The organism is Paenibacillus catalpae, assembly GCF_900112695.1.
GTDB lineage: Bacteria > Bacillota > Bacilli > Paenibacillales > Paenibacillaceae > Pristimantibacillus > Pristimantibacillus catalpae.
Map to the genome: position 1 here is coordinate 237137 of NZ_FOMT01000005.1, position 26892 is coordinate 264028.

A 26892-nucleotide genomic window follows, 5' to 3' on the forward strand; every position below is an offset into this window, starting at 1 on the left:
TTCCCGTACCTGAATCATTCACTGCAGCGCCTCTTAGTAGAAGTTGCAAGTACGAATGATGATGACCAGCAATACAAATAGAACAAGGATGTAGGCTGCACTATTGTTCCAGACTCCTTGAACCGGTGCATAGCCCGTATTAGCGCCTGCTACAGGGTATCCCATTGTTCATTCCTCCCGAGTCATTGTTGTTGGTGTGATTACCATTCACAAGACCAATATATGAAGGGAGGGCTTTTTGGAATTGGATATTTGTACCTGCGCATATGGTTTTGATGAAAACGCCTAAGTGACGTTAATCAATGTTTTCTCATACTGCCTGATATGCTTGATCCGCGACTCTGCGGTTGTCCGCATGGCATTGCCGGCAAGCAGGCTCGCGGTGGAGCCAACCGCCGTCACATAAATGCAGCCTACGTTAATACGCGGGCAATGGTTAAACCGCCTGATACTAACATCCTCCCCAGCGTCTGCAACCGGGTCTATAAGCTTCGGAAGCGGACGGTTGAAGATCTCGTAGGATTCGAAATAGACACTCCCGGCCTTGGTATGATCAATGGCACGTTGTACGGCAAGAGCGTTAAGCTTAGGTGTTCCTTCCGCGCGGTCTCCGAATTGGATAATGGCCCCGATGGAGCAATCAACCACGGACACCAGACCAATCTGCGTGAGGCGTATAGGATAATTCTGCTGTATCATGCGTATATCTCCTAACCGGCCATCGGAGCTTCGCCAACTGCATCCGCTTCCCCTTCCGGAACGGGAAGCGGGGCTATCGGTCCGGCAATAACCGATTCAGGCGGTGTATCAAACATCGAATATAAGGTGACATAATCAGAATCGCCAATCTGGAACATAGAGGCTGCCGATACACCTAATATCTCAATAGTGCCTACGGTTAAACCGCAATTATGAACGGTGAAATTCACCATTGCCAACCATCTCCCGTCAGCTGCCGCTGCCATTTTTCAGTAATTGGATATATCTTTGCATGGCGGCGTCTGCATCTCGTATCGTCTTGGATAAAATCACTTCTTTTTTCTGCTGCTCGGTTTGCGGCTCCTGCTCCTGGCCGTTTGTGCCTGATTCTGCTTCTCCAGACTTCAGCTGCATATAGAAATGAATGCGGGAAGGAAGCTGCTTGCGTATATCCTCCAGTACCATCCGGCGATGGTAAGGATCAAGCTCAACCCCGTATTCCGTTTCCAGCGCGACAAGGTTTTGCATCCCACGGAGGTTTAAATACCGGTCCACTTCTGCGCGTACATCCGCATAAGGCTCAGAAGGCGGGGTAAAGCTGGATGCGGCTGCCGGATAAGTGTTAGTCTTCGGAGGGACAGACAGCTGTTCGATGTCTCCATCACCGTTTGGCATGCCGGGCGGGGTCATTCCTATATTTAACGTGCCTTCAAGCTTCTCCACCTTTAATTGGTCAAAATGGTATTCAAGCTTCTCGATATGATAAGTGGGCTTGCTCTCTATCTGCTTCAGCTGCTCGCAAAGAATAGCGAGCTGCTGCTCCAGCGAATAGATTTGAGTCTGCTGCGCTTTGAGCTTCGTCTGAAGCTCAAGTGACCAGGCTTGCCATGGAGACAGACCGTTGCCGGGCGGCTGCTGCTGCATCATGATAGCCTCCTCTCATTAGGCGGGATCAGGAAGCGGAACAAGAGAGAGCGGGCTTTCTTCCCCGAGCTGCGGCGCAGGACCCGTGAACCCTCCTGAATTGTACATTTGTGATAAGGACCGGATCGATCCCGCACTTCCCACTTGCAGAACAGCGCTGTTGGACACACTGTTTACTCTAAGCTGCTGTATGGTGATGGTCTGATAAATGGTCCAGTTCATACTCTACACCACGGTTTCCAGGTTGTTCTGAGAGTTGTCTTGAACGTCCGGATCAAGCGTGTTGGTCGCGCTGACCGCATTGTTCGAATTTGCCAGGCTTCCTGTCAGGAACGAGCCGGAGCCTGCATAGGTTTTGGTCTGACTGGATGGCGATACTTGCACGGCGTCACCGAATTGAACGACGGCACTTGAGCCGACACTTACGACTTTGACAAATCCAACGATAGAAGGCATGCATACTCACCCTTTTCCCTTAAAGCGTCTCGTATATTATCGTATGCGGCATTCGCCCAGAGGTTCCGCCGCCCGTGTGGATAGCTGCCCGCCTAAAGGAAGTAGCCGCCCCGCCAAACCTCGCATATGTTAGAAGGAATGGCAGGAGGTGAACGGATCGTGGACAACAAATGGGATGAGCTTGAGAGGTGGCTGGACGGCCAGCGTTTGCCGAAGGGCTTTGATGTTATGAAGGAACCGGATTGGGTGGAGAAATTTGTCCGGAAAATGATGACCAAGTCGCTGCCTGCCGCAGCTAGTTCCATCATGGATCAGGCGGAGGCAGATGAAGGGATATCTTTCTTTGAAACGCATAACTTCCTGCTCGTGAAGTTCCACCTCCCGCGTGAAGTAAGCCGGGATGAGCTTCGCCTGTACGTTCGGGACGACCGATTACGGATTGAAGGACTTCCTAACCAGCAGAAGGAAATAATCAAGCTGCCTAAGCTTGTTAAGCCAACCATATGCCAGGCGACTGTCAAAAATTATATTTTACAAGTGAAGCTGCGCAAGAAGCCTCGGGCTGGCGCTTATTATGAGGCGGATATCCGATGGTTGAAAGGCCGCTAACCCAGGGCCTTTTGTCACGAAATCTTACTCTTTGCGGCTGGCGAACTGCTGGACAATCCCTTATAATGCTAATAGTGTGTACTTGCATTATTACATAGGGGAGTGTATGCAGTGACTTTAGTCGATGTCAGTGACATCTCTGCTTCATTATTTATTATCGGGGTCGTCTTTCTATTGCTCATATTCGGGTTATTAAGTCTTGGCATTCTGCGCATGTTCCAGCAGCGCTTCCGTTATGGCTGGATTTGCTTTGCAGGAGCGATCGTCAGTTTTATCGTATTAATGATTATTTTGAACAAGTGGTATTTATAGCGGGTATCTGCAGATGAGTAGGGGGTGTGCCCGTTATGATGTGGACGGCAATCTGGTTTGTAGTTAATATGTTTTTCGTGGCATCGGTCATTACGCTATTGTTCATGCACCGGTCCGTTGCGGAAGCGGCACAGGATCCGGCAGGCGTGCAGCGCCATGCAGCGGCGAAGAAGAGACGCAAATTCGTATCGGTCCTAAGTCTCGTGTTATTTCTGGCTATGTGTGCAAGTTTTCTGATAAACATGCGGCTGAATGGCTGATGATGCCGTGCCGCAGGAGAGGCTCTCATTGACGAGAGTCTTTTTTTTCGGCATTATGAATAGAAAGAGACTTTTTTGTCGGAGGTTCTTACCTTGCATACAATAGAAGAAATTATACAACGGATGGCCGGACAAGGATTACGCATTACGGATCAGCGTAAATCGTTGGCCAAATTATTCGCGGAAACTCCGGGCTACTTGGCACCTAAAGAAGTTTATGAATATATGGGCAAATCCTACACAGGATTAAGCTTTGATACCGTATACCGCAATTTGCGCGTTATGGAGGAGCTTGGCGTAATCGAGCAGGTGATCTTCGAGGATGGCGTGAAGTTCAAGCTTCACTGCAGAGAGAACGAACATCACCATCACATGATTTGTCTGCAATGCGGCCGGACGTATCCGATCACGTTCTGCCCGATGGAACAGACGGCAATACCTGATGATTTCCGGGTTGTGAAGCATAAGTTTGAAGTGTTTGGCTACTGCAAGGATTGCATTCAGGAAGATTCGGCGGCTGGAGTAAACTGATGGCCGGGAGCCGTACAGCTGTAAGAGTGCTGAAGGCACCGGTTATCTTCTATCGGAAAGTGATATCACCGCTCACCCCGCCAACCTGTCGCTACTATCCGACTTGCTCGGCATATGCCCTTGAGGCGTTGGAGAAGCATGGGGCTGTTAAAGGCTCGTGGCTTGCCGCGAAGCGCATTGCACGCTGTCATCCGTTCCATCCGGGGGGTTACGATCCCGTTCCGCCCGTACCCGGTGAGCACGGAGAAGCGGGAGGTACGGCTGCTCCTTGACAATGGAGCTCCTGATTGGTTATATTTTGTCATATAAGCATATTTGGTATATTCGATGAACGGATGAGTACGATGCATAGTCCTTGACAGAGAGCCGGGCAAGACGCTGGAAGCCGGTATGGATAAACATCCGAAGATGGTCCCGGAGAATCTGTTTCCGAGCCTGCATGCCTGGGTTAGGAGATGGCGCGAAGCTGGCGTTAACAGCTCTGCCGCCTAACTGGCGGCGCACGAAGCTGCTGTGCTCCTGGTTAAATGACTAAGCGCAGCGGGAATTTGGGTGGTACCGCGTGAGTGAATGTACTCTCGTCCCATGTTGGACGGGAGTTTTTTGCGTTCTCGTAACTTAATTAGAAAATAATGGAGGAATTAGAATGGGTAACGATAACAAGACCTTTTATATTACGACACCGATTTATTATCCAAGCGACAAGCTGCATATCGGGCACGCGTATACAACGGTGGCTGGCGATGCAATGGCCCGCTACAAGCGTCTCCGCGGATATGATGTCTGGTATTTGACGGGTACCGACGAGCATGGCCAGAAGATTGAACGTAATGCGAAAGACAAGAATAAATCGCCGCAGCAGTTTGTTGATGATATTGTAAATGGCATCAAGGAGCTCTGGTCAAAGCTGGAGATTTCGAACAATGATTTCATCCGCACGACAGAACCTCGCCATAAAGAGGCGGTTGAGAAAATTTTCGCCCAATTGCTGAAGCAGGACGATATTTACAAAGGCGAATACGAAGGCTGGTACTGTACGCCTTGTGAATCCTTCTTCCTTGAGCGTCAGCTCGTGAACGGCAACTGTCCGGACTGCGGACGTCCTGTTGAGCTGGTGAAGGAAGAGAGCTATTTCTTCCGGATGAGCAAATATGCAGACCGCCTTCTGAAGCATTACGAGGATAACCCGGAGTTTATTCAGCCGGAATCGCGCAAGAACGAGATGATCAACAACTTCATTAAGCCGGGCCTTGAAGACCTGGCGGTATCGCGTACAACGTTTGACTGGGGTGTTAAAGTTCCGGGGGATCCGAAGCATGTGATCTATGTATGGATCGATGCGCTGTCGAACTATATTACAGCTCTTGGTTATGGGGCAGAAGGCAATAGCAGCGATCTGTATGACCGCTTCTGGCCGGCCGATGTGCATCTTGTCGGCAAGGAAATTGTCCGCTTCCATACGATCTATTGGCCAATTATGCTGATGGCGCTTGGTCTGCCGCTTCCGAAGAAAGTGTTCGCGCACGGCTGGCTTCTGATGAAGGATGGCAAAATGTCGAAATCGAAAGGCAACGTCGTGGATCCGGTAACCCTGATCGACCGTTATGGTTTGGATGCGGTCCGTTATTATCTGCTTCGGGAGGTGCCATTTGGATCGGATGGAACCTTTACGCCAGAGAACTTTGTTGATCGGATCAACTTCGATTTGGCCAATGACCTTGGCAACCTGCTCAACCGGACGGTAGCGATGATCGACAAATATTTCGATGGCGAGATTCCGGCATACGGCGGGAATGTCACGGAGTTTGACGAATCGCTTCAAGTGCTGGCTGCAGAAACCGTCCGCCAAGTGGAAGCGGCAATGGAGACGATGGAATTCTCGGTTGCACTTGCTGCCATCTGGCAGTTTGTGAGCCGTACGAACAAATATATCGATGAAACTTCCCCTTGGGCACTTGCGAAGAATGAAGAGAAGAAGGGAGAACTGGCTTCCGTTATGTATCATCTCGCGGAGTCGCTCCGAATCATCTCGATTCTGCTCCAACCGTTCCTGACGCATGCTCCTCGAGAGCTGTGGCGCCAGCTTGGTCTTGAGGAAGGCCAGCTAACGACTTGGGACAGCACGAAGGACTTTGGTCAACTTCCAGGCGGCACACGTGTCAGCAAGGGAGCACCGGTCTTCCCGCGTCTGGATGCTGCCGAGGAAGTAGCTTATATCGCTGCTGCAATGGGCGGCGGGGCTGCCGCTAAGGTTGAAGCTGCAGCGCCTGCAGCTGACCAAGCTGCACAAGCAGCGGCTCCTGCCGTGGAATCGAAGGAAGAAATCGGAATTGAAGATTTCGCGAAGGTGGAGCTTCGGGTTGCGCAGGTTATTGCAGCCGAGCCGGTACAAAAAGCCGATAAACTGCTGAAGCTGCAGCTGGATCTCGGTTATGAGCAGCGCCAGGTAGTATCGGGTATAGCGAAGTTTTATACACCGGAGCAAATGGTTGGCCGCAAAGTCATTTGCGTGACTAACCTGAAGCCTGTGAAGCTGCGCGGAGAGCTGTCGCAAGGGATGATTCTTGCTGCATCGCATGGGGATCAATTGACGCTTGCGACAGTACCGGATGACATGCCAAACGGTGCAATCGTGAAATAGGGATAAAGTAATGAAAAGGACCGCCCGGATCTTGGATCCGCGGCGGTTCTCTTGCGTACGGACGTATGGCCGGGTACAAGCGTGTTAATAGTAGTAAATAGTATAATCACAAATATAAGTGGATAGGTTCCAACTATACGAAGCTTGTTGAATAAGTAGATATTGTGGGTTGACAGGGTCTCCCCCCGCTCGTATAATCTTAAACGTAATAGTAACGATTACTAAATAGAGAGATGGAAATGGAGATTATACGAATGCGTTATACGAAATCTATCAGCCTGCTGCTGCTGGCCGTAACTGTAGTTTTGTCAGCCTGCGGGAATAACTCGAATAAAACGCTTGTTGAAGGCAAGACCAATGTTGTAACTAGCTTCTATCCGCTTTATTATTTGGCGTCGGAGATCGGTGGCGACAATGTCAATGTCGTTAACCTTATACCGGCTGGCGTTGAACCGCATGACTGGACACCCAAGAGTCAAGATTTGACGATAGCTTCGAAAGCGCAGCTGTTTCTGTATAACGGCGCCGGGCTGGAAGGCTGGACGGATGACTTCCTGAAAGGTCTGCCGAAGAACAGCGGTCTCATCGCGGCAGAGATGAGTACAGGAATAGATTTGATTCACGGTAACCCCGAAGAAGAGGAAGAACATGCGGATGAAGAGCATGCCGATGAAGAGCATGCCGATGAAGAACATGATCATGATCTCGATGTGGATCCGCATACCTGGGTAAGTCCAAAGTCTGCTATCATTATGGCGGCGAATGTGAAAAACAGCCTGATACAGGCGGATGCTGCCCATAAGGATCAATTTGAAGCCAATTATAAGGAATTGGTGTCAAAGCTGGAAGCGCTGAACGATGAGTTTGAGAGCCAGTTAGCAGCCGCTCCCCATAAATCGATTGTCGTATCCCATCAAGCCTTTGGGTATTTGGCCAGAGATTACAGCCTGAAGCAAATTGCAATTACCGGTCTGTCGCCTGATGCAGAGCCTCGGGCTCAAGATTTGCTGGATGTTGCAAAGATCGTGAAATCGGAAGGGATTAAATATATTTATTTCGAAGAGCTGGTCTCTCCTGACCTGGCAAAGACAATCGCTAATGAGACGGATGCCAAGCTTCTGGTTCTTAATCCGATCGAGGGTCTTACTCCAAAACAGGAAAAAGCAGGGGAAAATTATTTGACTTTGATGGAACAAAATTTGCAAAATTTATTGACCGGATTACAGGAACAATAAGAAGGTATTGGCAAGAGAGAGGAGGACAACGATGCAAAACAACAGTTGCCATCAAGATATCATAACGCTTGAGGACGTATCGTTTTCCTATCAGAATCAAGCTGTTCATAAAGGGCTTAATTTCTCGGTAAAAGAACGTGACTTCATTGGACTTATCGGCTCCAACGGTGCAGGTAAAACCACTTTGCTGCGGATGATCGTCGGGCTGCTCAAGCCGGAGAGCGGTACGATCCGCCTGTTTGGCAAGCCGGTATCCGAATTTAAGGAATGGGACCGGATCGGTTATGTCCCGCAAAAAAATTCATTTAACCCCTTGTTTCCGGCTACGGTTCGTGAGGTTGTGTTGTCCGGACTGTACAGCCGGAATAAGCTGTTCCGCAAAATTACAAAGGCTGATCAGAAAAAATGTGACGATGCGCTGCATGCGATGAACATTGAGGATTTGGCCATGAAACGGATTGGCGAGCTATCCGGAGGACAGCAGCAGCGTGTGTTCCTGGCGAGAGCGCTGATCAACAACCCTTCCCTTCTTATTTTGGATGAGCCTACGGTTGGTATTGATTCTGAGACGCAGGAAGGTTTCTTCCATATGATCAAGCACATGCATCAGCATCATAATATTACGTTTCTGATGGTATCGCATGATATGGAGATGATCCGGTCCTATTTGGGCCAGCAGCCTGCGGCAGAGAGCGGCAAGCTGAAGTTTTACAAGAAGCATTCGCATGAGCTGCAGGATTGCGTAGAGAATGATTTGACGCATAGCTTGAAGGAGCTCCGTCAACAAATGGAGAGCAGGAGAGAGGTCGTTACGGTTGGAAATCTTAGCTAGTGAGTTTTTTCAGCGGGCACTGATTGGAGGTGTGCTCATCGGGATAACGGCACCGCTTATGGGCATATTTCTGGTGCTGCGCCGCTTATCGATGATCGGGGATACGTTGTCCCATGTCTCGATTGCGGGGGTGGCGCTTGGCTTCCTGCTTGGCGTATACCCGGTTGCCGTCGGCTTAATATTCGCGATTATTGCCTCGTTCTTTATTGAAAAGCTGAGGAAGACCTACAAATCCTATGCTGAATTGTCCATAGCGATTATTATGTCAGGCGGCGTTGCGCTCGCCTCTATTTTATTTACAATGGGCAGAGGCTATAATGTGAACGTGAACGGCTATTTATTCGGCAGTATTCTTACCCTCGATAATGTGGATTTGATTACGATTGCCGTCGTAACCGTCGTGGTGCTCATTGCGATCATTTCCCAACAGAAGGAGCTGTTTCTGCTGACGTTTGACGAAGATGCGGCAGCTGTAAGCGGCTTGCCCGTTCGGTTCTATAATGTTATGATTAGCGTGCTTACTGCACTTGTCATTAGCGCGTCTATTAAAATCGTTGGAGCGCTGCTTGTTTCAGCTCTTCTCACCATTCCTGCAGCCTGCAGCCTGATTATCGCACGCAGCTTCCGTCAAAGCGTCATTACGGTCGTTATTATCGGCGAGCTTGCTGTTGTCTCTGGACTGATGCTGGCAGGCGTATGGAACCTTGCGCCGGGTGGTACAATCGTGTTGTTATTGATTGCGATTATGCTTGTTCTTATGCTGCTGAAGCGCGGTATGAGGATGGGCAGTTAACTTCGACTGAGGTGTTTAACTTTGGATAACATTAACGTATGGCTGGCGTTTGGCGCCGGCTTTGCTTCATTTATCTCGCCTTGCTGCCTGCCTTTATACCCCTCGTATTTATCTTACATAACCGGCATTTCCGTAAGTGATCTGAAGCAAAATAACCATACCTCCCATATGAGAATGAGAACGATGTCGCATACCTTGTTTTTCATTCTCGGGTTCTGTACCGTTTATTACACACTGGGCTACGGCTCCAATGTGTTCGCAGAGTTTTTCAGCCAATATGAGGATCTTATCCGTAAGCTTTCTGCCATATTGATCGTATTAATGGGGTTGTTCCTCGCCGGGATTTTCCAACCGCAGGTTCTGATGAAGGAACGCCGCTTCAACTTTGATCCGTCGAAGAAGACAGGTTATCTCGGCTCCTTTATATTCGGGATCGGTTTCTCGGCAGGTTGGACGCCATGTATCGGTCCTGCGCTAACCGCGATTCTTGCTCTGGCTGCATCTAAGCCTGGAACCTGGTTCCAGCTTACCACTTCGTATGCGCTTGGCTTTGCGATTCCATTCTTCGCACTCGCCTTCTTCCTCGGTTCGGCACGCTGGCTGCTGAAATATTCGTCGGTTGTTATGCGGATAGGCGGTGGCGTTATGGTGTTGATGGGGATTCTTTTGTTTACCGATCAGATGACTAAAATTACGATTTGGCTGAACCAGGTAACTCCTGCTTTTTTGAAGTTTTAATGGCGTGGCGTGATCAAATCGAGTTGCAGTGGCATTAAAAATCAGTGTATGATACTTAGAGTAACGCCATGAGACAAGGTGTAGAATGCAGGGTTAGGGGGTTCTTCATTGCCGACTCCGAGCATGGAAGACTACTTGGAACGTATTTATAAGCTTATAGATGAGAAAGGCTATGCGCGCGTTTCGGATATTGCCGAAGGGCTTGAGGTGCATCCTTCATCTGTCACCAAGATGATTCAGAAGCTGGACAAAGACAACTATTTGATTTATGAGAAATACCGCGGACTTGTTCTGACAAGCAAAGGAAAAAAGATGGGCAAGCGGCTTGTTGACCGCCATCATTTGCTGGAGTCATTCCTGACGATTATCGGTGTTCAGGAAGAGAATATTTATCGCGATGTAGAAGGCATCGAGCATCATTTGAGCTGGGATTCGATTACTTGTATAGAGACATTGGTCGAATACTTTAACCGTGAGCCATCTCGCCTTGACGAGCTGAGAGGGATCCGGACTGAACTTGAAACCGAGTGAAAAGCTCGCCGCTTGCGGCGGGCTTTTTTAGTTGCCTTGTTGGTCATGGCAGCCTACGGCTTGGGTATGAACAGACAACCTAAAAAGCCCGCCGCGAAATCGGCGGGCTTTATAGCAAGCAAACAACTCAAGTTGCAGCTACGTTGTATAATATGCAATGTATATTCCAATTACTAGGAGGTTTTTATCTGTATGTTGTACATTATGCAGTATATAGAATGATTACCTGCCTTTGTAAGTGCCTCTAGGCTGAATATCCTGCAGAATATACAATGCAGCCTGCATGGTAAGGTGTTTAGAGCTAATTACATTGCACAATGTACAATCCAGACATCAATCAATGCCTTTAATGCCAAGCACATCCCAAACCATCTCCCTGATCTCGGGAACTCTTTTTTCCTCGAACGACGGGTGGGATTTGAACCATCTAATATTAAGCGGAGAAGGATGGGGGAGGACGATGGTTGGCTTGCCATTAAACAGAGAGTTTTTGAATATCAAATCTTCAAAGCTATCTTTTGGAAATAAGTATTTTGCTGCCCGGGCCCCAATAATGATGTAGAGTTGGTTATCGACCATTTCGATTTCTTTAGCCAGCCATTTATTCGCACAGGCAAGTGGTGGGGGGTTGTCTCCGCCCTTTGGATGTTTGCCCGGAAAGCAGTGAGCCAGCGCCGTAATATAGAAATTATCTTCATTGTAGAAAATATCGTCCGTGATTTGGTACCACTGATACTTCAGTTTGGCTCCCGACGGGTCATTAAACGGCCGGCCGGTTTCATGCACCTTCTTGGAGGGAGCTTGACTGATCTGCATAATTTTTGACTGTTCCTTCCCATGGAAAATGGGGACTGGAGTGAAACCAAACTTCTGCCTGCAGTCCTGACACATCTCAATTTGTTTTTTTATTTCTTGAAAGCTCATGTTTTGATTCTCCGTTGTTTACATATTTTCCTCAAGATTGAACCATTTACAGTAACTCAAGAACAATTTTTTCTTAAGCTTATCGTTGATCATATAAAAGGTCTGTTCAAAGGCAAAATGATAGAAATCCAATAAACGCACTTTGGCCATTTCATAGCTCCTATATATGTTAGGATTGTGCTTATTCTGATCATATTTTCTCACAACCATAACATGTAGACAATTCTACCCTGCATATATACTTCTGATGGAAGCCGAATCCACGCTGCTTCCGTTGTCCGGAGGAGGATGCGGAAGTGAAGATTAATGCGGTGTTTGAAGGCGGAGGAGTGAAGGGCATATCGCTGGCAGGAGCGGTCAGAGCGGCGGAGATGCAGGGAATCGGCTTTGAGCGGGTGGCTGGGACTTCCAGCGGGGCTATTATTGCAGCGCTGATTGCGGCGAATTACAGCGGCCTGGATATCAAGAGAATTGTGGAGACTACACCATTCTCGTCTTTTCTAAAAAGGTCTTTCATTTTTAATATGAAAGTGATAAGTCCCGCATTGCGGCTGCTGATTAAGAAAGGTCTATATAGCGGTGAAGCGTTGGAATATTGGATTTCTCGCCTGATGGAGGCAAAGGGGATTCAAACGTTCGGGGATTTGCCGGACTGCAAGCTTCGCATTGTTGCTTCCGATATTACGAACGGGAGACTGCTCGTTTTGCCGGAAGATATTAAAATTTACGGAATGGACCCGAAGAAGCTGAGCGTTGCCCGTGCAGTCCGGATGAGCGCAAGCATTCCTTATTTCTTCGACCCGGTAGTCGTCCGTTATTCCAAGCTTCATTCGTTAACCAATAAGGGGAAAGAGAAGCCCCAGCTTCACCAGGCTTATATTGTAGACGGCGGGCTGCTGAGCAACTTCCCGCTGTGGCTGTTTGATCAGGAGCAGGCGGGGAGGACAAATCCGGTTCCGACGGTAGGATTCCAAATGGTCGGTAAAAACGACAACGAACCGCATGAAATACGCGGTCCGTTGTCTATGCTTGAAGCGATATTCGAGACGATGATGCAAGCTCATGATGAGCGTTACATTAAAAAATATGCCCGTGAGCGGACGGTGAAGATTCCGACCTTAGGCGTTCGGACAACTCAATTCCATCTGCCCGAAGGGATGGCGGAAAAGCTGTTTAAGTCCGGCTTTCAAGCGGCAAATCAGTTTTTTGAAGGATTCCGTCAGTGATACTTCGGCAGATCATCGTCATCTTTGCCGCCATCAATAACGCGGAACGGCGCCCGGCGGGACTTCGGCTTTTGCCGTGGTGTCGTTCTGGTCTGTCTCACATAAGGCTGCTGTCTGACCCGGACACGGGTACCCCATGTGTTAGGCGGATATTTATACAGCAGGAAAATGACGCCCAGTACAATAATGGGAATTAGAAACGAAGTGAGATGCTGTCCGATTCCGTATAAAATCCCGATTGCCAAAAGGGTCAGTACGACGATAGACGATGCGTTCCATCTCCGCGGCATAATATCACCTGTCCTTTATGTTTGAATGGATTAAGCTTTCATGCTCATTTGCTTGTCAAGCTCGCGCATCCGGTTGAAGGAAGCGATGGATACGGCCACTTGATCATCCTTAGGCTCTTTTGTTGTGAGCAGTTGAAGCCACAGCCCAGGATAACCAAGGTAGCGCAATACCGGCACATCACGAAGAGCGTTCGTCCATCGGAGTACTTCATAAGAGATACCGAGTGTAACCGGCAGAAGCAGTATCCGGATGTAGACGCGCTCCCAGATCGTATCCCAGTCGAAAATAGGAAGGGAATAGATGATAACCCCTACGATAACGGTAAAAATGATAAAGCTGCTGCCGCAGCGGTAATGCAGCCTGCTGTATTTTTGTACGTTGCTGACCGTTAATTCCTCGCCGGCTTCGTATGCGCTGATTACTTTATGCTCTGCTCCATGATATTGGAAAAGCCGTTTAATCAGCGGCGTCATAGACATGAGATATAAGTAAACGAGCAGGATAATGAGTTTAATAAGTCCTTCTAACAGGTTATGACCAATTTTGTTCTCGAATACATTCTCGAACATTAAACTTTCGAGCGCTGCCGGAGCAGCGGTGAGGAGCAGCTTGCCGAATATGAAAGAAATAACGCCTGCAGCGGCAACGCCTACGATCATGGCGAGACTCCAGCCGGATTTCTCTTTTTTCTGAGCGGCGGCCTTGTCTGCCTCTGACATATCCGAAGTCTCATCCTCCGCATAGGTCTCCATGGAGAAATTCAAATGCTGGGAGCCCTTGGCGCTGGAATCGATAATTCCGACAACACCCCGGACGAGAGGAATCCTTTTAAGCGATTGAATCCACCGCTGAGTCGTGCGGGGTACCTCGTAAAATACGATCTCATCGTTCTTCCTGCGTACCGCGGTTACATTTACATGCTTGCCTGCGAACATGACGCCTTCGATCACAGCTTGTCCGCCGTAAATGCTTCTAGTGTTTTGAGACAAGAGCTTGTCACCTTCCTTAATAGTATCGTCCCGATCAGGTGACGAAAGGTATGAATCTATTGTACTTGATCGTTTGTATATTTGCCAACGCCATCATGTTGGTTATCCGCGGAGCTAACGTTGCATACTAGGAGAAGGCTAAAAGCGGATCATGAATGGAGGCAAAATGAATGGCAGCATCAGGTGCAAAAGAGAATGTCAGAGGGAACAATCAGCAAACAAAATCAGGTCATCACAGCAGGCAATATGAAGGGGAGCATCAGACGAATCCCTGGATGTTCAGCAGTATGATCGGATTTTTTGCAGGATTGGTCTGGGGAGTCATCCGCTGGTTATTTTATGAATTGAAATTTACAACCGAGCTTCCCGGATTATTAGTTGATCCCTTCTTTAAGTCTTCTTATTTGAAGACAGGCTGGGGGATTGTCATCGGCATCGCAAGCTATATCGTCTTTTCCATATTGGCATCCCTTCTTTATAAAGTACTTCTGGGCAAATTGAAGGGACCTTGGCCCGGGGTATTCTATGGCCTCGGATGGTGGGCGGTGATCTTCCTCCTGCTTGGACCGGCACTCGGTATTTCGCGCCAAATCACGGTTGCGGGCTGGAACACGCTGTTCTCCGAATTGTGTATCTTCCTATTATGGGGGCTCTTTATCGGATACTCCATTGCCTTTGAATTTACCGATGAAGCGTCGAGGGAACCGATTGGGGCGCATTGACTCAGGTTGCGGCTTCTCAAGAAGCGGTCATTTGTGGTAAAATGGCTAATGATCTTTGGCTAAGTGCGAGATTCGGCTGATTGGGAGGTGCGAAATTGCTTAGAATTGTTATTTTAAACGGGCCTAACTTAAATATGCTTGGTGTACGCGAGCCAGGTGTGTACGGTACAGAGACGCTGGCCCAGATCGAAGCGAAATTGCGCGAACAAGCATTGCAGCTCGGCGTGGAGCTGGAGTTTTTCCAATCCAATCACGAGGGCGCCCTCATTGACCGGATACATAGTGCATTTGGGCAAGCGGATGGTATTCTGATTAATCCGGGTGCGCTGACGCATTACAGCTATGCGCTAAGAGATGCGTTAAGCACGGTTGCTTTGCCGGTTGTTGAGGTGCATCTGTCCAATATACATAAACGTGAAGCTTTCCGTCATGTATCGGTCATTGCGCCGGTGGCAATTGGTCAAATTGCCGGTTTTGGCGGTAAAAGCTATGAGCTTGGACTTGCAGCGCTTGTTGCAAAGCTTCAAAATGGTGTAGCGTGAAAGGGGAGCTTACTATGACACTCGAAAGAGTTAATCGGCTGAGACAAGTAATGGCCAAGCAAAGCCTCGAAGCGATCATTATCGGAAGCGAGCACAATCGGCGTTACCTCAGCGGGTTTACGGGATCATCCGGTACGGTTGTGATTACGCAGCAGGAGCAATTTCTGTTTACGGATTTCCGCTATATGACGCAGGCACCGCAGCAGGCGGTTTCCTTCCAGGTCATTGAACATGGAACGAAAGTAATGGCGGATATCCGGGATTTGCTTGCAGGTAAAGGGATCCGCGCGGCAGCATTCGAGCAGGATCAGGTCGTATATAGCCAATTTGCCGCCTGGAGCGAAGCTTTGGGTGACATAAATCTGATACCGGTACCCGGCCTTGTCGAAGAGCTGCGGCTGATTAAAGACGATGCAGAACTGCAAATTATGCAGGAAGCGGCTGATTTGGCCGATGCAACCTTCCAGCATGTGCAGAAGTTCATCAAACCGGGCGTGAAGGAAAGCGAAATTGCGCTAGAGATGGAAATGTTCATGCGCAAAGGTGGCGCAACATCATCCTCTTTTGACACGATTGTAGCTTCCGGCGAACGCTCTGCTTTGCCGCATGGCGTGGCTAGTGAGCGGGTAATTGGCAATAATGAGTTTGTAAAGCTTGATTTCGGCGCTTATTTCAAAGGATATTGTTCCGATCTGACCCGTACGGTAGTGGTTGGGACACCAACGGATAAGCATCGCGAAATTTATGACATCGTTCTGGAAGCACAGCTTCATGCTCTGGAAAATATTCGTCCGGGCATGACCGGCCATGAGGCTGATGCGCTTACCCGCGATATCATTACCAAATACGGTTATGGCGACAAGTTTGGTCATAGCACAGGCCATGGACTCGGCATGGAAATTCACGAGTACCCGCGCCTTGCAAGAAACAGCGATACGATTTTAACCCCCGGAATGACTGTGACGGTTGAGCCAGGCATCTACCTCCCCGGTTTTGGCGGAGTGCGGATCGAAGACGATATCGTCATCACGGAATCCGGTATTAAAATATTAACCTCATCCCCGAAACAATTGATTACTCTGGGTTAAGGACTATTAAGCAGCTATTTCAGGAGGGAATTTGAAGTGACAGTTTCAGTTAACGATTTCAAAACAGGTTTGACTGTTGAAGTGGAAGGCGATATTTTCTCGGTAACCGAGTTCCAGCACGTTAAACCAGGCAAAGGCGCGGCATTCGTTCGTTCCAAACTGAAAAACCTCCGCAACGGCAACGTTGTAGAGAAAACTTTCCGTGCAGGCGAAACAATCGGCCGTGCGATCATCGAGAACCGTGAAGTACAATACCTGTACAATTCCGGCGATGAGTACACTTTCATGGATAACGAGACTTATGACCAATTTGGTCTGGACTACAAACAACTCGAGTGGGAACTGAACTTCCTGAAGGAGAACATGAATGTTAACATCTCGAGCTACAAAGGCGAAATCATCGGCATTCAAATGCCAAACAGCGTTGAGCTGAAAGTTGTTGAGACAGAGCCAGGCGTTCGCGGCAACACTGCACAAGGCGCTACGAAAAGCGCAAAAGTTGAAACAGGCCTGAACGTTCAAGTTCCTCTGTTCATCAACGAAGGCGACGTGCTTTTGATCGATACGCGCGAAGGCAAATACATTTCCCGTGCTTAGAACATAAGGACAGGCCGTTCGAATCCCAGGATTCGAGCGGCTTTTTCTTTAAATATAAGATTGTATAAGATGACACTATACTGGGTTTATTTGATCCGGAATGAAACGCGCCGCGCTTCCAAAGGGAGGAGCAGCCGTTTCACTTTGTTCGACAAAAATTGCTAGGCGCATATACCCAGACATGCCAGGGTTGTGGTATAATATTGTCTTGTATGTTATATGTCAAGGTTGGGAGTGAATCAGCTTTGTCGTTGATAGTGATGAAGTTTGGCGGAAGCTCGGTAGGAACACCGGAGCGGATGCAGCGTGTTGCGAAGCGGATAGTAGACAGCCAGCTGGCGGGTAACCGCGTAGTTGTTGTTGTTTCCGCTATGGGAGATACAACGGATGATTTAATCGATCAGTCGAAGCAGCTTAACCCGAACCCGCCGGCGCGGGAGATGGATATGCTGCTCACGACAGGTGAACAAATATCGGTTGCATTATTGTCGATGACGATTCACCAGCTTGGCCATCAAGCCGTATCGCTGACAGGCTGGCAGGCTGGCATTCGCACGGAAGCCGTACACAGCAAGGCGAAGATTACGGATATTCGTCCTGATCGTTTGTTCAGGGAACTCGATGCGGGCAATGTTGTCATTGTAGCAGGCTTCCAAGGCATGTCGGAAGACGGCGACATTACAACGCTCGGACGCGGCGGTTCGGATACGACAGCCGTAGCGCTGGCCGCAGCTATTAATGCGGATGTATGCGAAATCTACACGGACGTAGACGGTGTTTATTCCACCGACCCGCGGGTAGTGAAATGCGCTCGCAAATTAAATGAAATTTCGTACGACGAAATGCTGGAGCTCGCACATCTGGGTGCTGCCGTTCTTCACCCTCGTGCGGTGGAATACGCTAAGCATAACAATGTGAAGCTTGTTGTACGTTCCAGCTTTACGCAAAATGAAGGTACGAGTGTGAAGGAGGAAGCGGTCATGGAGCAAGGCGTAGTCGTACGCGGCATCGCTTTTGACAAAAATGTAGCAAGAATCAGCATTCTCGGCGTTGAGGATGAGCCCGGCGTACTCGCTAAAGTATTTGGTGCATTGGCGAATAACGGCATCGACGTTGACGTTATTGTACAAAGCGGCGTAAAAAGCGGCAAAGCGGATTTCTCCTTCACGGTATCGGGAGATGACGTAGCCCGCGCGGTTGATGTGATCAACGGAATCCGCGGCGAAGTGCCATTTCATGAAGTAACTTCGGAAGATAACCTGGTTAAGGTATCGATCGTTGGCGCTGGCATGGTCAGCAACCCTGGTGTTGCCGCTACGATGTTTGCAGCGATTTCGGGCCTTGGCGTCAGCATTAAGATGGTCAGTACTTCCGAGATCAAAGTATCCTGCATTATCGCAGCAGAACCGCTGCAAGAAGTGGTACGCGCTCTTCATACGGCTTATGGCCTGGATACAGCTGAGCAAGTATTTGTCGGCGGACCTCAAGACCGTCGTTAATATCCGAATTTATAGGAAAGTGGCCGTGCAGTTTCATCTGCACGGCCACTTTTTTGTTCTTTTTTTAAATGGTGATTCTTTTTGACAGGTTATCCTCCGCTTATCAGCTTAAACAGTTTAAATAAAATAGCTGTAATGCCGGCAGCCATTAAAGGACCAACCGGGATGCCCCGCAGAAAGATAATGCCGAATATTGAACCGATTACAAGCCCAACGACCATTTGTGGATCAAGCTTAAGCAAATCGAGCCCTTTGGCGTTCATATACGCGGCTGCGGCTCCTCCGATGAGGGCAAGCCAGCCAGGCCACGTATTAAAGGCCGCGATCAATTCCTTCATCTGTACTTTGCCTGAGGCAAAGGGGACAAGGACGCTAAGCGTAAGAAATAATAAACCGAGCTCCAGTCCCCGACGTTCAATTGAAGGCAGGAAGCGGCTGAGATGAAGAAGTTTGACGGCCAGAAGCACGCAGGCTGCTGTCGCAATAATAGGCGAACGCCCGATCAGGCCGATGATAATCAAGCCTACTAATATCAATTCACCAGTCATCATTCGAACCCCACTCATGAAGCGGATAAACTGCTTGCTCCATTATATGGACATCCTCTGGTGAATATGTCAGCTAGCAGGAACAGACTAGCAAATCTCCGCTTCCCTGAAGCCGGGGAACCACCGTGTAAGTGTCGACCTCCGAGCAAATTTCAATGTCTCTGGCCATGCCCAGCTTGATTAGTCGTTTGCCGGTAGCCCCTGAACGGATCGTTTCTTTTATATCAGTTGCTCGGTCTTGATAGAGTGATAGCATAGCGAGTCCGAAGTCATCTATCTCGAGCGGGGCAGAGCATAGCGCCTGCATCCTGGAAAGAAGCAGTCCGGCACATAACCCATCCTCAATAGCAAATTCATCATGGCTTCCCGCACACAAAATAACAACATCCCGACGAAGCTCCAGAGCAGCCTTGGCGCAGGCAGAGGCATTCAGTAATGCGGCAACCAGTACATAATCTGCCTTTGTAGATTTATGAATAGCCCTAGTGCCATTTGTTGTGGTTAAGATAACCCGGCGGTCCTTTACGGCATTCAACAGCAACTCATCAGGTGAATTGCCCAGATCGAAACCGGGGATTTTTTTGCAGAAACGTTCCCCGCATAGCAAATCGCCTTCCTGCTGCGCCGCGCGGGCTTCCATCACGGTCTCAACCGGAACTACGCCGGAGGAGCCGGTAGCCAGAGCGGTAATTATAGAGCTGGTGGCTCGAAGCACGTCGATGATAACAGCCGTTTTGTGGACGAATTGCGCGGAGCTGGCTTCATTCACGCTTGAAATGACCTGCACTTGCATAGCAATCGCTCTTCCTTTCTGTTGTTGCTTAAATCATATAATGAGCAGGCTCCTCCCGCATTCCGAATTCAAATGTATCGGAACGGAGTCCGCGTCGCATCGCTTCGAGTGCTAAGACATCACTTGGCTGTATATTGCCCAGATGGACATTAGGCCCGAATTGCTGGAGCAGATAAGCCTGCTGCTGCTTCAGCGGTGCTTCCCACATTAAGCAGTCCTGACTTGTCATTTCGGCCAGAATCTGCTCGATGGTCTGCTCGCGGCAGTTACCGTTCTCATCAAACAAACCTACGTCAATGCCGGATTCTCTCGCTTCAACCGTGATCCACGCGGCGCCTGCCGCAAGATCATAATCGGCCGTAACGGCTAATTGCTCCGGGTCAATAAGCGAACCTGCTGTTTTTTTGCCGTATTCCGTAAGAACAAACAGCCCTCTTTGTTTGCCCTCTTTAATGAGTTCCGTCCGTTGCTCCCTGCTAAGCTCGATTGTACCGTCCGATACCTCAATGCCGTTAAATCCCAGCTCACAGATCGTATCAAAGAATGAACCGGCTAACCTCTGCTGAACAGCTGTCTCCAGCAAGGTGCCGCCTGGCATGATGATAAGCCCATGGTTTTTGGCAAGCTCGATTTTACGTTTCAGCAGCGCCGGCTCGTAAAGAACAGCTGTTCCGAATCCAAGCTTTATGACATCTACATAGGGTCCTGCTATTTGAAGCAGATCGGCAAAACCGTTTAGTCCGATTCCTTTGTCGATTACCATTGTTTTGCCTTTATGGCGTGCAGGGCTGTAATCGCGGTATCCGCTTGGATCATGCAGGGTGCGGTGCCATACCGCCTTGCTTGCGTTTGTCATGGGAGTTGACTCCTAACATTTGATGATTCCCGCTGCTTGAGAGCGGGGCATGGAGCAATATATGCAGAAGCTGCTGGGCGTGTGCCCGAACGACAAGCATGAACTGCAGACGAGCCTGCATAGGATGTAAAGATAGGTTTGTTCATAACTGCTGAAATAAGGCCTGATTGGTTGGTATCAGACAAGGAGGTGAACGGTTATGTTGAATAAAATCGTACTCACCATGGCGTCTCTGCGGCTGACTTCGGGGACGATCGAGATCTGTGCGGCGTTGCTCATGCTTCGATTAAACCAGATCGACAAAGCGCTGGTCGTCAATTCTTCGCTCGCATTAGTAGGACCATTTATATTAATAGCTACTACGACGATAGGGCTCATTGGTATGACAGACAAGCTGTCTTTCGGGAAGCTGGCGTGGGTGGCGGCTGGCGTGGTCTGTTTGCTCATAGGAATTATGAAAAAATAGTAATCTAGTAATCTTCAACAAGTTGGACATATTCAGAATGGTCAAGCATACAAATAAAAGTACGAAGGACAATCATCCGGGAGTGATGACTCATGCTGGAACGTGTCATGCATTTGCTTCCGCCGGAGCTAAAGGCGGTGCTGGAGCGGCTGCCTGAATCGGCAATGGAGCAGCTGGAAGAAATACGGATCCGCGAGGGCCGGCCGCTGGAGCTTGGAGTCCGGGGGCAATCCCGGTTTGCTGCATCCGACGGTACGCTTCGTGCAGGCAGTGACGGAGCGTATAAACCAACTGCCGATACTTGCCGGAAGTTGCTGGAGAAAATAACCAATCATTCGCTATACGCTATGGAAGAAGAGTTAAAGAGGGGATTTATTACTGTGGCTGGCGGGCATCGGATTGGACTGGCTGGCCGAACCATTCTTGACGGCGGCAATGTCCGCGGGATCCGCGATATTGGCGGATTTAATATCCGGATCGCCCGGGAAGTAGTAGGATCAGCCAGAAATCTGCTGCCCAAGCTGCTGGACAAGAACCGGAAGACGGTTCACTCGACGTTGATACTTGCCCCTCCGCAGCAAGGAAAAACAACCATAGTCCGCGATATTGCACGTTCCATCAGCTACGGGCATTGGGGACTGTTCGAACATGCGGCAGGCTGGTCCGGCCGCAAGGTCGGCATCGTGGATGAACGCTCGGAGATCGCTGCTTGCGTCCGGGGAATTCCTACCTTTGATGTTGGGCCGCGGACAGATATTATGGACGCCTGCCCCAAGGCGGAAGGCATGATGATGCTGCTGCGTTCCATGTCTCCTGAAGTGGTCATCGCCGATGAGATCGGCCGGCCGGAGGATGGAGAAGCACTTCGCGAAGCCAGCCATGCCGGGATTAGCGTCATTGCAACCGCGCATGCGTTTGATCTGCAGGATGCCAGAGGAAGACCGGTGCTCAGACAACTGCTTGAGGACGGCACCTTTACTTACGTCGTTGAATTGAAGCGTACTTCGGAAGGGTTCATGCATCGTGTTGTTACTGCAGATATGAAAGACAAGCTGCCCGTTTCCGCCAGAGAACCTACTGCTGCCTCTGTCAAGGGCGAGCAGGAACGGACCTTCGCCGGGATGCAAAGGGGCGATGTCCCTTGATCAAGCTGCTGGGCGCTGTACTCATCCTCTTTGCAGGAACAATGATCGGCTTTCAGCAAGCAGCCAGATTGGCTGCCCGACCGCGGCAGCTTCGCCAACTGGCGCATGCTTTGCAAAGGCTGGAGACGGAAATCGGCTACGGCCATACTCCGCTGCCGGAAGCGCTGGACCGAACCGCGGATGCGGTGTCTGAGCCTTTGGCAGAACTGTTCCGGGATGCATCGGACCGGGTGAGAGGGCCGGAGGGCCTGACCTTCCGCGAGAGCTGGGAACAGGCGATGACAAGCGGTTGGGGGTCAACGGCGCTTCGGCAGACCGAACAGTCCGTATTGCTGCGGCTTGGTTCAACTCTTGGCATTAGTGACAAGGAGGATCAGCTGAAGCATATCCATCTGGCGCTGCTGCAGTTGAAAGCAGAGGAAGACTCAGCGAGAGAGGATCAAACACGTTATGAAAAAATGTGGAAAAGCCTAGGCGTTTTGATCGCCGTGCTCGTCGTGATATTGATGGTTTAGTGGGGTGCCGCACAAATGAACATGGATGTGAGCGCTATTTTCCAGATTGCAGGTATCGGAATTATCATTGGCATGATTCATACGGTACTCAAGCAAATGGGGAAAGAGGATATGGCGCAATGGGTAACCTTGATCGGCTTTGTCGTAGTCCTATTTATGGTCATTCGGCTGCTGAACGATTTGTTTCAAGAAATCAAGACGATCTTCCTGTTTCAGTGAGATGTCAAGAGAAGCCGCAAGTAGGTGAATAAAGTTGGAAATTATTCAGATCGTCGGCCTAGGGCTGATCGCCACTATTCTCATTATCGTCGTCCGGGAGCAGAAGCCGCTATTCGCCTTCCTGCTTACGGCTTTTACCGGGCTATTTATCTTCATCTTTCTCATCGGTAAAATCGATTCGGTCATCAAAGTACTTGAGGATTTGGCGAACCGCTCGGGCATTCCATCCATCTACCTGAAGACGATTCTGAAAATTATCGGCATCGCCTATATCGTCGAATTTGGAGCACAGATCGTACGGGATGCCGGTCAGGAGAGCATCGCATCAAGAATCGAGTTCGCCGGGAAGGTGCTCATTCTCGTCATGGCGGTTCCGATTATAAGCGTCATCGTTGAGACCGTAATCGGGCTGCTGCCGGCGGGGAGTTGAGCGGATGAACAAGCTGTCTATGTATACCGCCCGTTTAATCGCCTTTGTGCTTATCGCCTGGCTGGTCAGCATGTTTCTGGTCACGCCGGTAACAGCAGCAGAGACGGCACCGGCAGATGGAAGCGGGCAGCAGCAAAGTGATTCAGCGATGACGGATCAGCTCACGGAAAGCCAGCTGAAGGGCCTCGATACGGAAACGGTAGAAAATTACTGGAGCCGGCTGAAAGAAGAGTACGGCGGGTATTTTCCCGATGAGAAAATGCCGAGCTTCTTCGAAATGCTAAAGCCCGGTGGTGAAGGCCTTAAGCTGTCGACCGTGTTCAAGGGTCTGCTTGGTTACTTCTTTCATGAAGTGCTGTATAACAGCAAGCTCCTGGTCACGATCGTCATGCTAACCGTATTCAGCATGGTGCTGGAGACGCTGCAGAACGCTTTCGAACGAAATGCCGTCAGCAAGGTTGCTTATTCAATCACCTACATGGTTCTCATCATCATCGCAGTAAACAGCTTTCATGTAGCGATCGGTTACGCCAAGGACGCGATTGGCACCATGATCCAATTCATGCTCGCCATGATGCCGCTGCTCCTGACTCTGCTCGCTGCCATGGGGAATGTCCTTACCGTCTCGATCCTGCATCCATTGATTATCTTTATGATCCATACGGTTGGGACCGTCATCTACACCATCGTATTCCCTCTACTGTTCTTTTCGGCTGTGCTTCATATCGTGAGTGCTCTGACAGATAAATTCAAGGTAACCCAGCTTGCGAATCTGCTCCGGAATATCGGGGTGGGGGTAATGGGGGTGCTGATCACCGTATTTCTCGGAGTCCTCTCGGTACAAGGGGCAAAAGGAGCGGTTACGGACGGGATTACGATGAGGACCGCCAAGTTCGTAACCGGCAACTTTGTTCCGGTGGTAGGACGGATGTTCACGGATGCTGCGGATACGGTAATCTCGGCCTCGCTTTTGGCCAAGAATGCAATCGGCCTGGCCGGTGTCATTATTCTTCTGTTCCTCTGTGCATTCCCGGCTATCAAGATTCTGACGCTGGCGCTGATCTACAACGTTTCCGCTGCGGCCATGCAGCCGCTTGGTGATTCGCCAATCGTCGCCTGTCTTCAAACGATAGGGAAAACGATGATTTACGTATTTGCTGCTCTGGCTGCCGTAAGTCTCATGTTTTTCCTGGCCGTTACCATCGTGCTGACAGCAGGCAATGCCGCTCTTATGGTCCGTTGACATTGCCGCAATATAAAGGGGGCGAAGATCTGTGATTGCTTGGCTCAGTGATTGGCTGAGGGATATTATCGCGGTCATCATGCTGGCGGCATTCGTAGAGCTGCTGCTTCCGAACAAGGCGATGCTTCGTTATTCAAGGCTGGTTATCGGGCTTCTTATTCTGCTTACCATTATGTCGCCGATTCTACGGCTGCTACAGGGAGATTTTAACGCCAAGCTGAAAGACGGTATTACCCACTGGGACCAGCTGGAGGCACAGCGAGAGGTGAAGATGCCCACTCTTAGCGACATACAGAAAAAAGCAGATGAGCTGAATAAGCAGCAAGACAGCGATGCTGCAGCATTGATGGAGCAGACATTGGAGTCTGCCATGAAGGATGCCGTCTTCAAGCAGACGGAACAGCCTGTTGAAGCTGTGGAAGTCACGCTGGGCTGGGAGAAACAGGGACAGAAGATGACGCCGTACGTTAATGCTGTGCTGGTGACCTTGACGGCCGTGAAGAAGGAATCCGACGCTGCTCAAGCTCCAAACGAGGATGATGTTAAGGAGGTGACTGCCATACAGGTTGATATAAACGCGAAAACGGAAGCAGGCGGAACCGATAGTCAGCAGACGGATTCAGGCAAAGAGGGGCAAGGGGAAGGCTGGATACAGGCTGACCCGTCAGCGAGCAAGGAAATTCGGAATCTGCTGGCTGAGGGCTGGGGGATCAGCCCCGGTAACATCCAGGTGCGGCAGAGGGACAACAGGAATTAAGGTATAAGGAGTGGAAGCGAAGGTGGCCAAATGGCTGAGTGGTCTTGAATCGGTGGTGGGCGGCGGTCCGGGCGGCCCGAAGCGGGTAAAAACATTACGGCTGCTTCTGATCATCGGCTGTATTGGAGCGGCCCTTATGCTGCTAAACTCCTTTATCAAGTTCGATAAGGTCGATACGATGGCGCAGGAGCCGAACCCTCCTCCCGAGGATCAAGTGACGATTGGCGGTATAGGTGCATCGGATACATCGCCGTTTGCATCCATTGAAAGGCCGCTGGAGAACCGATTGAAAGAGATTTTGGAGAAAATCGTTGGTGTCGGCTCAGTGGATGTGCTGGTTACAATCGACTCTACGGAAGAGATTGAAATTGCCAGGAATGATCAGGAGTCCCAAACGATAACGGATGAGACGGACCGTAATGGAGGCAAGCGGCATATAACGGCGATTAATAAGGATGGCCAGGTTGTCATTGCCGAAGTAGCGGGCGATCAGAAGCCGATCGTGACGAAGACGATTAATCCGAGCATTCGCGGTGTGCTTATCGTCGCCAAAGGCGCCGAGAATCTGACCGTGAGACGCCTTATTATAGACGCGGTGGAAAAGGGCGTAAATGTGCCGGCCAACCGTATTTCTGTAGCGCCAAGCAAGCAATAATAAACCATTATTAGGAGGGTGTTCAATGAACACGAAAAGACAAACAATTTGGCTCGTATCGATGCTCAGCTTGATGGTCGTATTATCCGCGTATTACCTGTTTACCCAAGACACCAAATCGCCTGACATGCTCTCAGACGGTACACAAACGGAGCAGAAGACGGGAGCAACGGAAGCGGCAGCAGGCAATGATCAGATTGTTGTGGATCAAGTGGATCCGGCAGGCGACGCAACGGATGACGGCAGCCTCTCTGAAGCGGATAAGCAAGTACTCGAGCAGATCGAAGCACAGGGCGGTGTGGACAGCAGCGTATTCTCCCAGGTTGAAGAGAAGCGCAGCCAGTTGAACAGCGAGCAGCAGGATAAACTGTTCACCGATATAACAAACCTGGAAGATCCTAAAGAAGCTCAAGCGGCAGCAACGCAGCTTGAACAGCTGGAAGAGAAAAACTCCAAACTGACAAGCATCGAGAATGAGCTGATGAAGAGCTTCCAGCAAGCGATCGTGAACGAAGAAGGCAATGGTTACAAAGTTCTGGTGGAAAGCGATAAGCTTGATAAGAGCCAAGCCGCCAACATTATCGATCTCGTGATGAAAACATTGGGAGTAGACGCGGATCAAGTTTCTGTACAGTTTATCCAGTAATGATGGAGAGGCCGGCAGGGTTTCAAACCCTTGCCGGCCTCTTTTTATGGGCATATAAAGAAGTCGATTATTCATGCATGTTAAAAAATTGATTCGTGTTCCGCCGCGTTTGTGATATAATGTTAGACGTTATGTGAAGGATAACTAACATTATCCATATGAAACTGAATAATGCTATTA

Annotated in this window: 38 protein-coding genes; 26 read left to right on the plus strand and 12 right to left on the minus strand. The window is 49.6% G+C overall.

Annotation, left to right across the window (positions count from 1 at the left end):
- Positions 1-33: 33 nt before the first annotated feature.
- The 6 genes from BM200_RS29775 to BM200_RS22425 all read right to left on the minus strand — a co-directional run bounded on the left by BM200_RS29775 (position 34) and on the right by BM200_RS22425 (position 2079).
- Positions 34-165, minus strand: coding sequence for a sporulation protein YjcZ (locus BM200_RS29775; protein WP_139230825.1), 132 nt, complete (start codon positions 163-165; stop codon positions 34-36).
- A gap of 120 nt (positions 166-285) precedes the next feature.
- Complete coding sequence (locus tag BM200_RS22405; protein ID WP_091188884.1) at positions 286-699, minus strand: spore germination protein GerPE; 414 nt, start codon at positions 697-699, stop codon at positions 286-288.
- 11 nt (positions 700-710) lie between these two features.
- Positions 711-932, minus strand: coding sequence for a hypothetical protein (locus tag BM200_RS22410; RefSeq protein ID WP_091188885.1), 222 nt, complete (start codon positions 930-932; stop codon positions 711-713).
- Between the two features lie 16 nt (positions 933-948).
- A complete protein-coding gene (gerPC, locus tag BM200_RS22415; protein ID WP_091188886.1) occupies positions 949-1626 on the minus strand; it encodes a spore germination protein GerPC in 678 nt (225 codons plus the stop codon).
- A gap of 15 nt (positions 1627-1641) precedes the next feature.
- Positions 1642-1845 carry a spore germination protein GerPB gene (locus BM200_RS22420; RefSeq protein ID WP_091188887.1) on the minus strand — a complete coding sequence of 68 codons (204 nt, stop codon included), beginning with the start codon at positions 1843-1845 and terminating at the stop codon, positions 1642-1644.
- Between the two features lie 3 nt (positions 1846-1848).
- Complete coding sequence (locus BM200_RS22425; RefSeq protein WP_015843867.1) at positions 1849-2079, minus strand: spore germination protein; 231 nt, start codon at positions 2077-2079, stop codon at positions 1849-1851.
- 159 nt (positions 2080-2238) lie between these two features.
- On the opposite strand from BM200_RS22425, the gene BM200_RS22430 reads away from it, so the two are divergent.
- The 11 genes from BM200_RS22430 (at position 2239) to mntR (ending at position 10561) form a co-directional block, all read left to right on the plus strand.
- On the plus strand, positions 2239-2688 hold the full coding sequence (locus tag BM200_RS22430) for an Hsp20/alpha crystallin family protein (protein WP_091188888.1): 450 nt from the start codon (positions 2239-2241) through the stop codon (positions 2686-2688).
- Positions 2689-2799: 111 nt separating this feature from the next.
- Positions 2800-3000, plus strand: a complete 201-nt coding sequence (locus BM200_RS22435) for a hypothetical protein (RefSeq protein WP_091188889.1) — start codon at positions 2800-2802, stop codon at positions 2998-3000.
- 35 nt (positions 3001-3035) lie between these two features.
- Complete coding sequence (locus tag BM200_RS22440) at positions 3036-3260, plus strand: hypothetical protein (protein WP_091188890.1); 225 nt, start codon at positions 3036-3038, stop codon at positions 3258-3260.
- Positions 3261-3353: 93 nt separating this feature from the next.
- Positions 3354-3791 (plus strand): Fur family transcriptional regulator, encoded by a 438-nt coding sequence (locus tag BM200_RS22445; RefSeq protein ID WP_091188891.1) that lies wholly within the window; start codon positions 3354-3356, stop codon positions 3789-3791.
- Positions 3791-4063, plus strand: a complete 273-nt coding sequence (yidD, locus tag BM200_RS22450; protein ID WP_091188892.1) for a membrane protein insertion efficiency factor YidD — start codon at positions 3791-3793, stop codon at positions 4061-4063. The genes BM200_RS22445 and yidD overlap by 1 nt, the downstream gene beginning before the upstream one ends.
- 374 nt (positions 4064-4437) lie before the next feature.
- Positions 4438-6432, plus strand: a complete 1995-nt coding sequence (gene metG, locus BM200_RS22455; protein ID WP_091188893.1) for a methionine--tRNA ligase — start codon at positions 4438-4440, stop codon at positions 6430-6432.
- A 254-nt stretch (positions 6433-6686) separates the two neighbouring features.
- Complete coding sequence (locus BM200_RS22460; RefSeq protein ID WP_091188894.1) at positions 6687-7667, plus strand: metal ABC transporter solute-binding protein, Zn/Mn family; 981 nt, start codon at positions 6687-6689, stop codon at positions 7665-7667.
- A 31-nt stretch (positions 7668-7698) separates the two neighbouring features.
- The gene (locus BM200_RS22465; RefSeq protein ID WP_091188895.1) at positions 7699-8499 is read left to right on the plus strand and encodes a metal ABC transporter ATP-binding protein; all 801 of its coding nucleotides are present in this window, start codon (positions 7699-7701) and stop codon (positions 8497-8499) included.
- Positions 8483-9292, plus strand: coding sequence for a metal ABC transporter permease (locus BM200_RS22470; RefSeq protein WP_091188896.1), 810 nt, complete (start codon positions 8483-8485; stop codon positions 9290-9292). The genes BM200_RS22465 and BM200_RS22470 overlap by 17 nt, the downstream gene beginning before the upstream one ends.
- 21 nt (positions 9293-9313) lie before the next feature.
- Positions 9314-10030 carry a cytochrome c biogenesis CcdA family protein gene (locus BM200_RS22475; RefSeq protein WP_091188897.1) on the plus strand — a complete coding sequence of 239 codons (717 nt, stop codon included), beginning with the start codon at positions 9314-9316 and terminating at the stop codon, positions 10028-10030.
- A 108-nt stretch (positions 10031-10138) separates the two neighbouring features.
- A complete protein-coding gene (gene mntR / locus BM200_RS22480) occupies positions 10139-10561 on the plus strand; it encodes a transcriptional regulator MntR (RefSeq protein WP_091188898.1) in 423 nt (140 codons plus the stop codon).
- A 333-nt stretch (positions 10562-10894) separates the two neighbouring features.
- Here the strand turns inward: mntR and BM200_RS22485 are convergent, their stop codons facing one another.
- A complete protein-coding gene (locus tag BM200_RS22485; protein WP_091188899.1) occupies positions 10895-11485 on the minus strand; it encodes a uracil-DNA glycosylase family protein in 591 nt (196 codons plus the stop codon).
- A 296-nt stretch (positions 11486-11781) separates the two neighbouring features.
- Between BM200_RS22485 and BM200_RS22490 the strand changes: the two genes are divergently transcribed.
- Complete coding sequence (locus BM200_RS22490; RefSeq protein WP_091188900.1) at positions 11782-12711, plus strand: patatin-like phospholipase family protein; 930 nt, start codon at positions 11782-11784, stop codon at positions 12709-12711.
- Here BM200_RS22490 and BM200_RS22495 read toward each other — a convergent pair.
- Positions 12705-13001: a hypothetical protein gene (locus BM200_RS22495; protein ID WP_091188901.1), complete on the minus strand. Its 297-nt coding sequence runs from the start codon at positions 12999-13001 to the stop codon at positions 12705-12707. The genes BM200_RS22490 and BM200_RS22495 overlap by 7 nt on opposite strands.
- Before the next feature lie 30 nt (positions 13002-13031).
- Positions 13032-13991 (minus strand): DUF1385 domain-containing protein, encoded by a 960-nt coding sequence (locus BM200_RS22500; RefSeq protein WP_175532972.1) that lies wholly within the window; start codon positions 13989-13991, stop codon positions 13032-13034.
- A gap of 170 nt (positions 13992-14161) precedes the next feature.
- On the opposite strand from BM200_RS22500, the gene BM200_RS22505 reads away from it, so the two are divergent.
- The 5 genes from BM200_RS22505 to BM200_RS22525 all read left to right on the plus strand — a co-directional run bounded on the left by BM200_RS22505 (position 14162) and on the right by BM200_RS22525 (position 18439).
- A complete protein-coding gene (locus BM200_RS22505) occupies positions 14162-14713 on the plus strand; it encodes a YqhR family membrane protein (RefSeq protein ID WP_091188902.1) in 552 nt (183 codons plus the stop codon).
- Positions 14714-14808: 95 nt separating this feature from the next.
- Positions 14809-15255, plus strand: a complete 447-nt coding sequence (gene aroQ / locus BM200_RS22510) for a type II 3-dehydroquinate dehydratase (protein WP_091188903.1) — start codon at positions 14809-14811, stop codon at positions 15253-15255.
- Between the two features lie 14 nt (positions 15256-15269).
- Positions 15270-16343 (plus strand): M24 family metallopeptidase, encoded by a 1074-nt coding sequence (locus BM200_RS22515; RefSeq protein WP_091188904.1) that lies wholly within the window; start codon positions 15270-15272, stop codon positions 16341-16343.
- 36 nt (positions 16344-16379) lie between these two features.
- Positions 16380-16940 (plus strand): elongation factor P, encoded by a 561-nt coding sequence (efp, locus tag BM200_RS22520; protein ID WP_091188905.1) that lies wholly within the window; start codon positions 16380-16382, stop codon positions 16938-16940.
- 245 nt (positions 16941-17185) lie between these two features.
- Positions 17186-18439, plus strand: a complete 1254-nt coding sequence (locus tag BM200_RS22525; RefSeq protein ID WP_091188906.1) for an aspartate kinase — start codon at positions 17186-17188, stop codon at positions 18437-18439.
- 89 nt (positions 18440-18528) lie between these two features.
- On the opposite strand, the gene BM200_RS22530 is transcribed toward BM200_RS22525, so the two are convergent.
- The 3 genes from BM200_RS22530 to comA all read right to left on the minus strand — a co-directional run bounded on the left by BM200_RS22530 (position 18529) and on the right by comA (position 20636).
- On the minus strand, positions 18529-18987 hold the full coding sequence (locus BM200_RS22530) for a DUF441 domain-containing protein (RefSeq protein WP_091189287.1): 459 nt from the start codon (positions 18985-18987) through the stop codon (positions 18529-18531).
- A gap of 73 nt (positions 18988-19060) precedes the next feature.
- On the minus strand, positions 19061-19780 hold the full coding sequence (locus BM200_RS22535) for a 2-phosphosulfolactate phosphatase (RefSeq protein ID WP_091188907.1): 720 nt from the start codon (positions 19778-19780) through the stop codon (positions 19061-19063).
- A gap of 28 nt (positions 19781-19808) precedes the next feature.
- The gene (gene comA, locus BM200_RS22540) at positions 19809-20636 is read right to left on the minus strand and encodes a phosphosulfolactate synthase (RefSeq protein ID WP_091188908.1); all 828 of its coding nucleotides are present in this window, start codon (positions 20634-20636) and stop codon (positions 19809-19811) included.
- A 199-nt stretch (positions 20637-20835) separates the two neighbouring features.
- Between comA and BM200_RS22545 the strand changes: the two genes are divergently transcribed.
- The 9 genes from BM200_RS22545 to BM200_RS22585 all read left to right on the plus strand — a co-directional run bounded on the left by BM200_RS22545 (position 20836) and on the right by BM200_RS22585 (position 26712).
- A complete protein-coding gene (locus BM200_RS22545; RefSeq protein WP_091188909.1) occupies positions 20836-21102 on the plus strand; it encodes a YqhV family protein in 267 nt (88 codons plus the stop codon).
- Between the two features lie 92 nt (positions 21103-21194).
- Complete coding sequence (gene spoIIIAA / locus BM200_RS22550; protein WP_091188910.1) at positions 21195-22247, plus strand: stage III sporulation protein AA; 1053 nt, start codon at positions 21195-21197, stop codon at positions 22245-22247.
- Positions 22244-22762, plus strand: a complete 519-nt coding sequence (spoIIIAB, locus tag BM200_RS22555) for a stage III sporulation protein SpoIIIAB (RefSeq protein ID WP_091188911.1) — start codon at positions 22244-22246, stop codon at positions 22760-22762. Before spoIIIAA ends, spoIIIAB begins: the two co-directional genes overlap by 4 nt.
- A gap of 15 nt (positions 22763-22777) precedes the next feature.
- Positions 22778-22981 (plus strand): stage III sporulation protein AC, encoded by a 204-nt coding sequence (spoIIIAC, locus tag BM200_RS22560; protein ID WP_015843896.1) that lies wholly within the window; start codon positions 22778-22780, stop codon positions 22979-22981.
- A 34-nt stretch (positions 22982-23015) separates the two neighbouring features.
- Positions 23016-23411, plus strand: a complete 396-nt coding sequence (spoIIIAD, locus tag BM200_RS22565; protein WP_091188912.1) for a stage III sporulation protein AD — start codon at positions 23016-23018, stop codon at positions 23409-23411.
- Positions 23412-23415: 4 nt separating this feature from the next.
- The gene (gene spoIIIAE / locus BM200_RS22570; RefSeq protein ID WP_091188913.1) at positions 23416-24654 is read left to right on the plus strand and encodes a stage III sporulation protein AE; all 1239 of its coding nucleotides are present in this window, start codon (positions 23416-23418) and stop codon (positions 24652-24654) included.
- 31 nt (positions 24655-24685) lie between these two features.
- A complete protein-coding gene (spoIIIAF, locus tag BM200_RS22575) occupies positions 24686-25411 on the plus strand; it encodes a stage III sporulation protein AF (protein WP_091188914.1) in 726 nt (241 codons plus the stop codon).
- A 22-nt stretch (positions 25412-25433) separates the two neighbouring features.
- A complete protein-coding gene (gene spoIIIAG, locus BM200_RS22580; RefSeq protein ID WP_091188915.1) occupies positions 25434-26066 on the plus strand; it encodes a stage III sporulation protein AG in 633 nt (210 codons plus the stop codon).
- A 25-nt stretch (positions 26067-26091) separates the two neighbouring features.
- Entirely contained in the window at positions 26092-26712 is a 621-nt protein-coding gene (locus tag BM200_RS22585; protein ID WP_091188916.1) for a SpoIIIAH-like family protein, read from the plus strand.
- Positions 26713-26892: the final 180 nt, after the last annotated feature.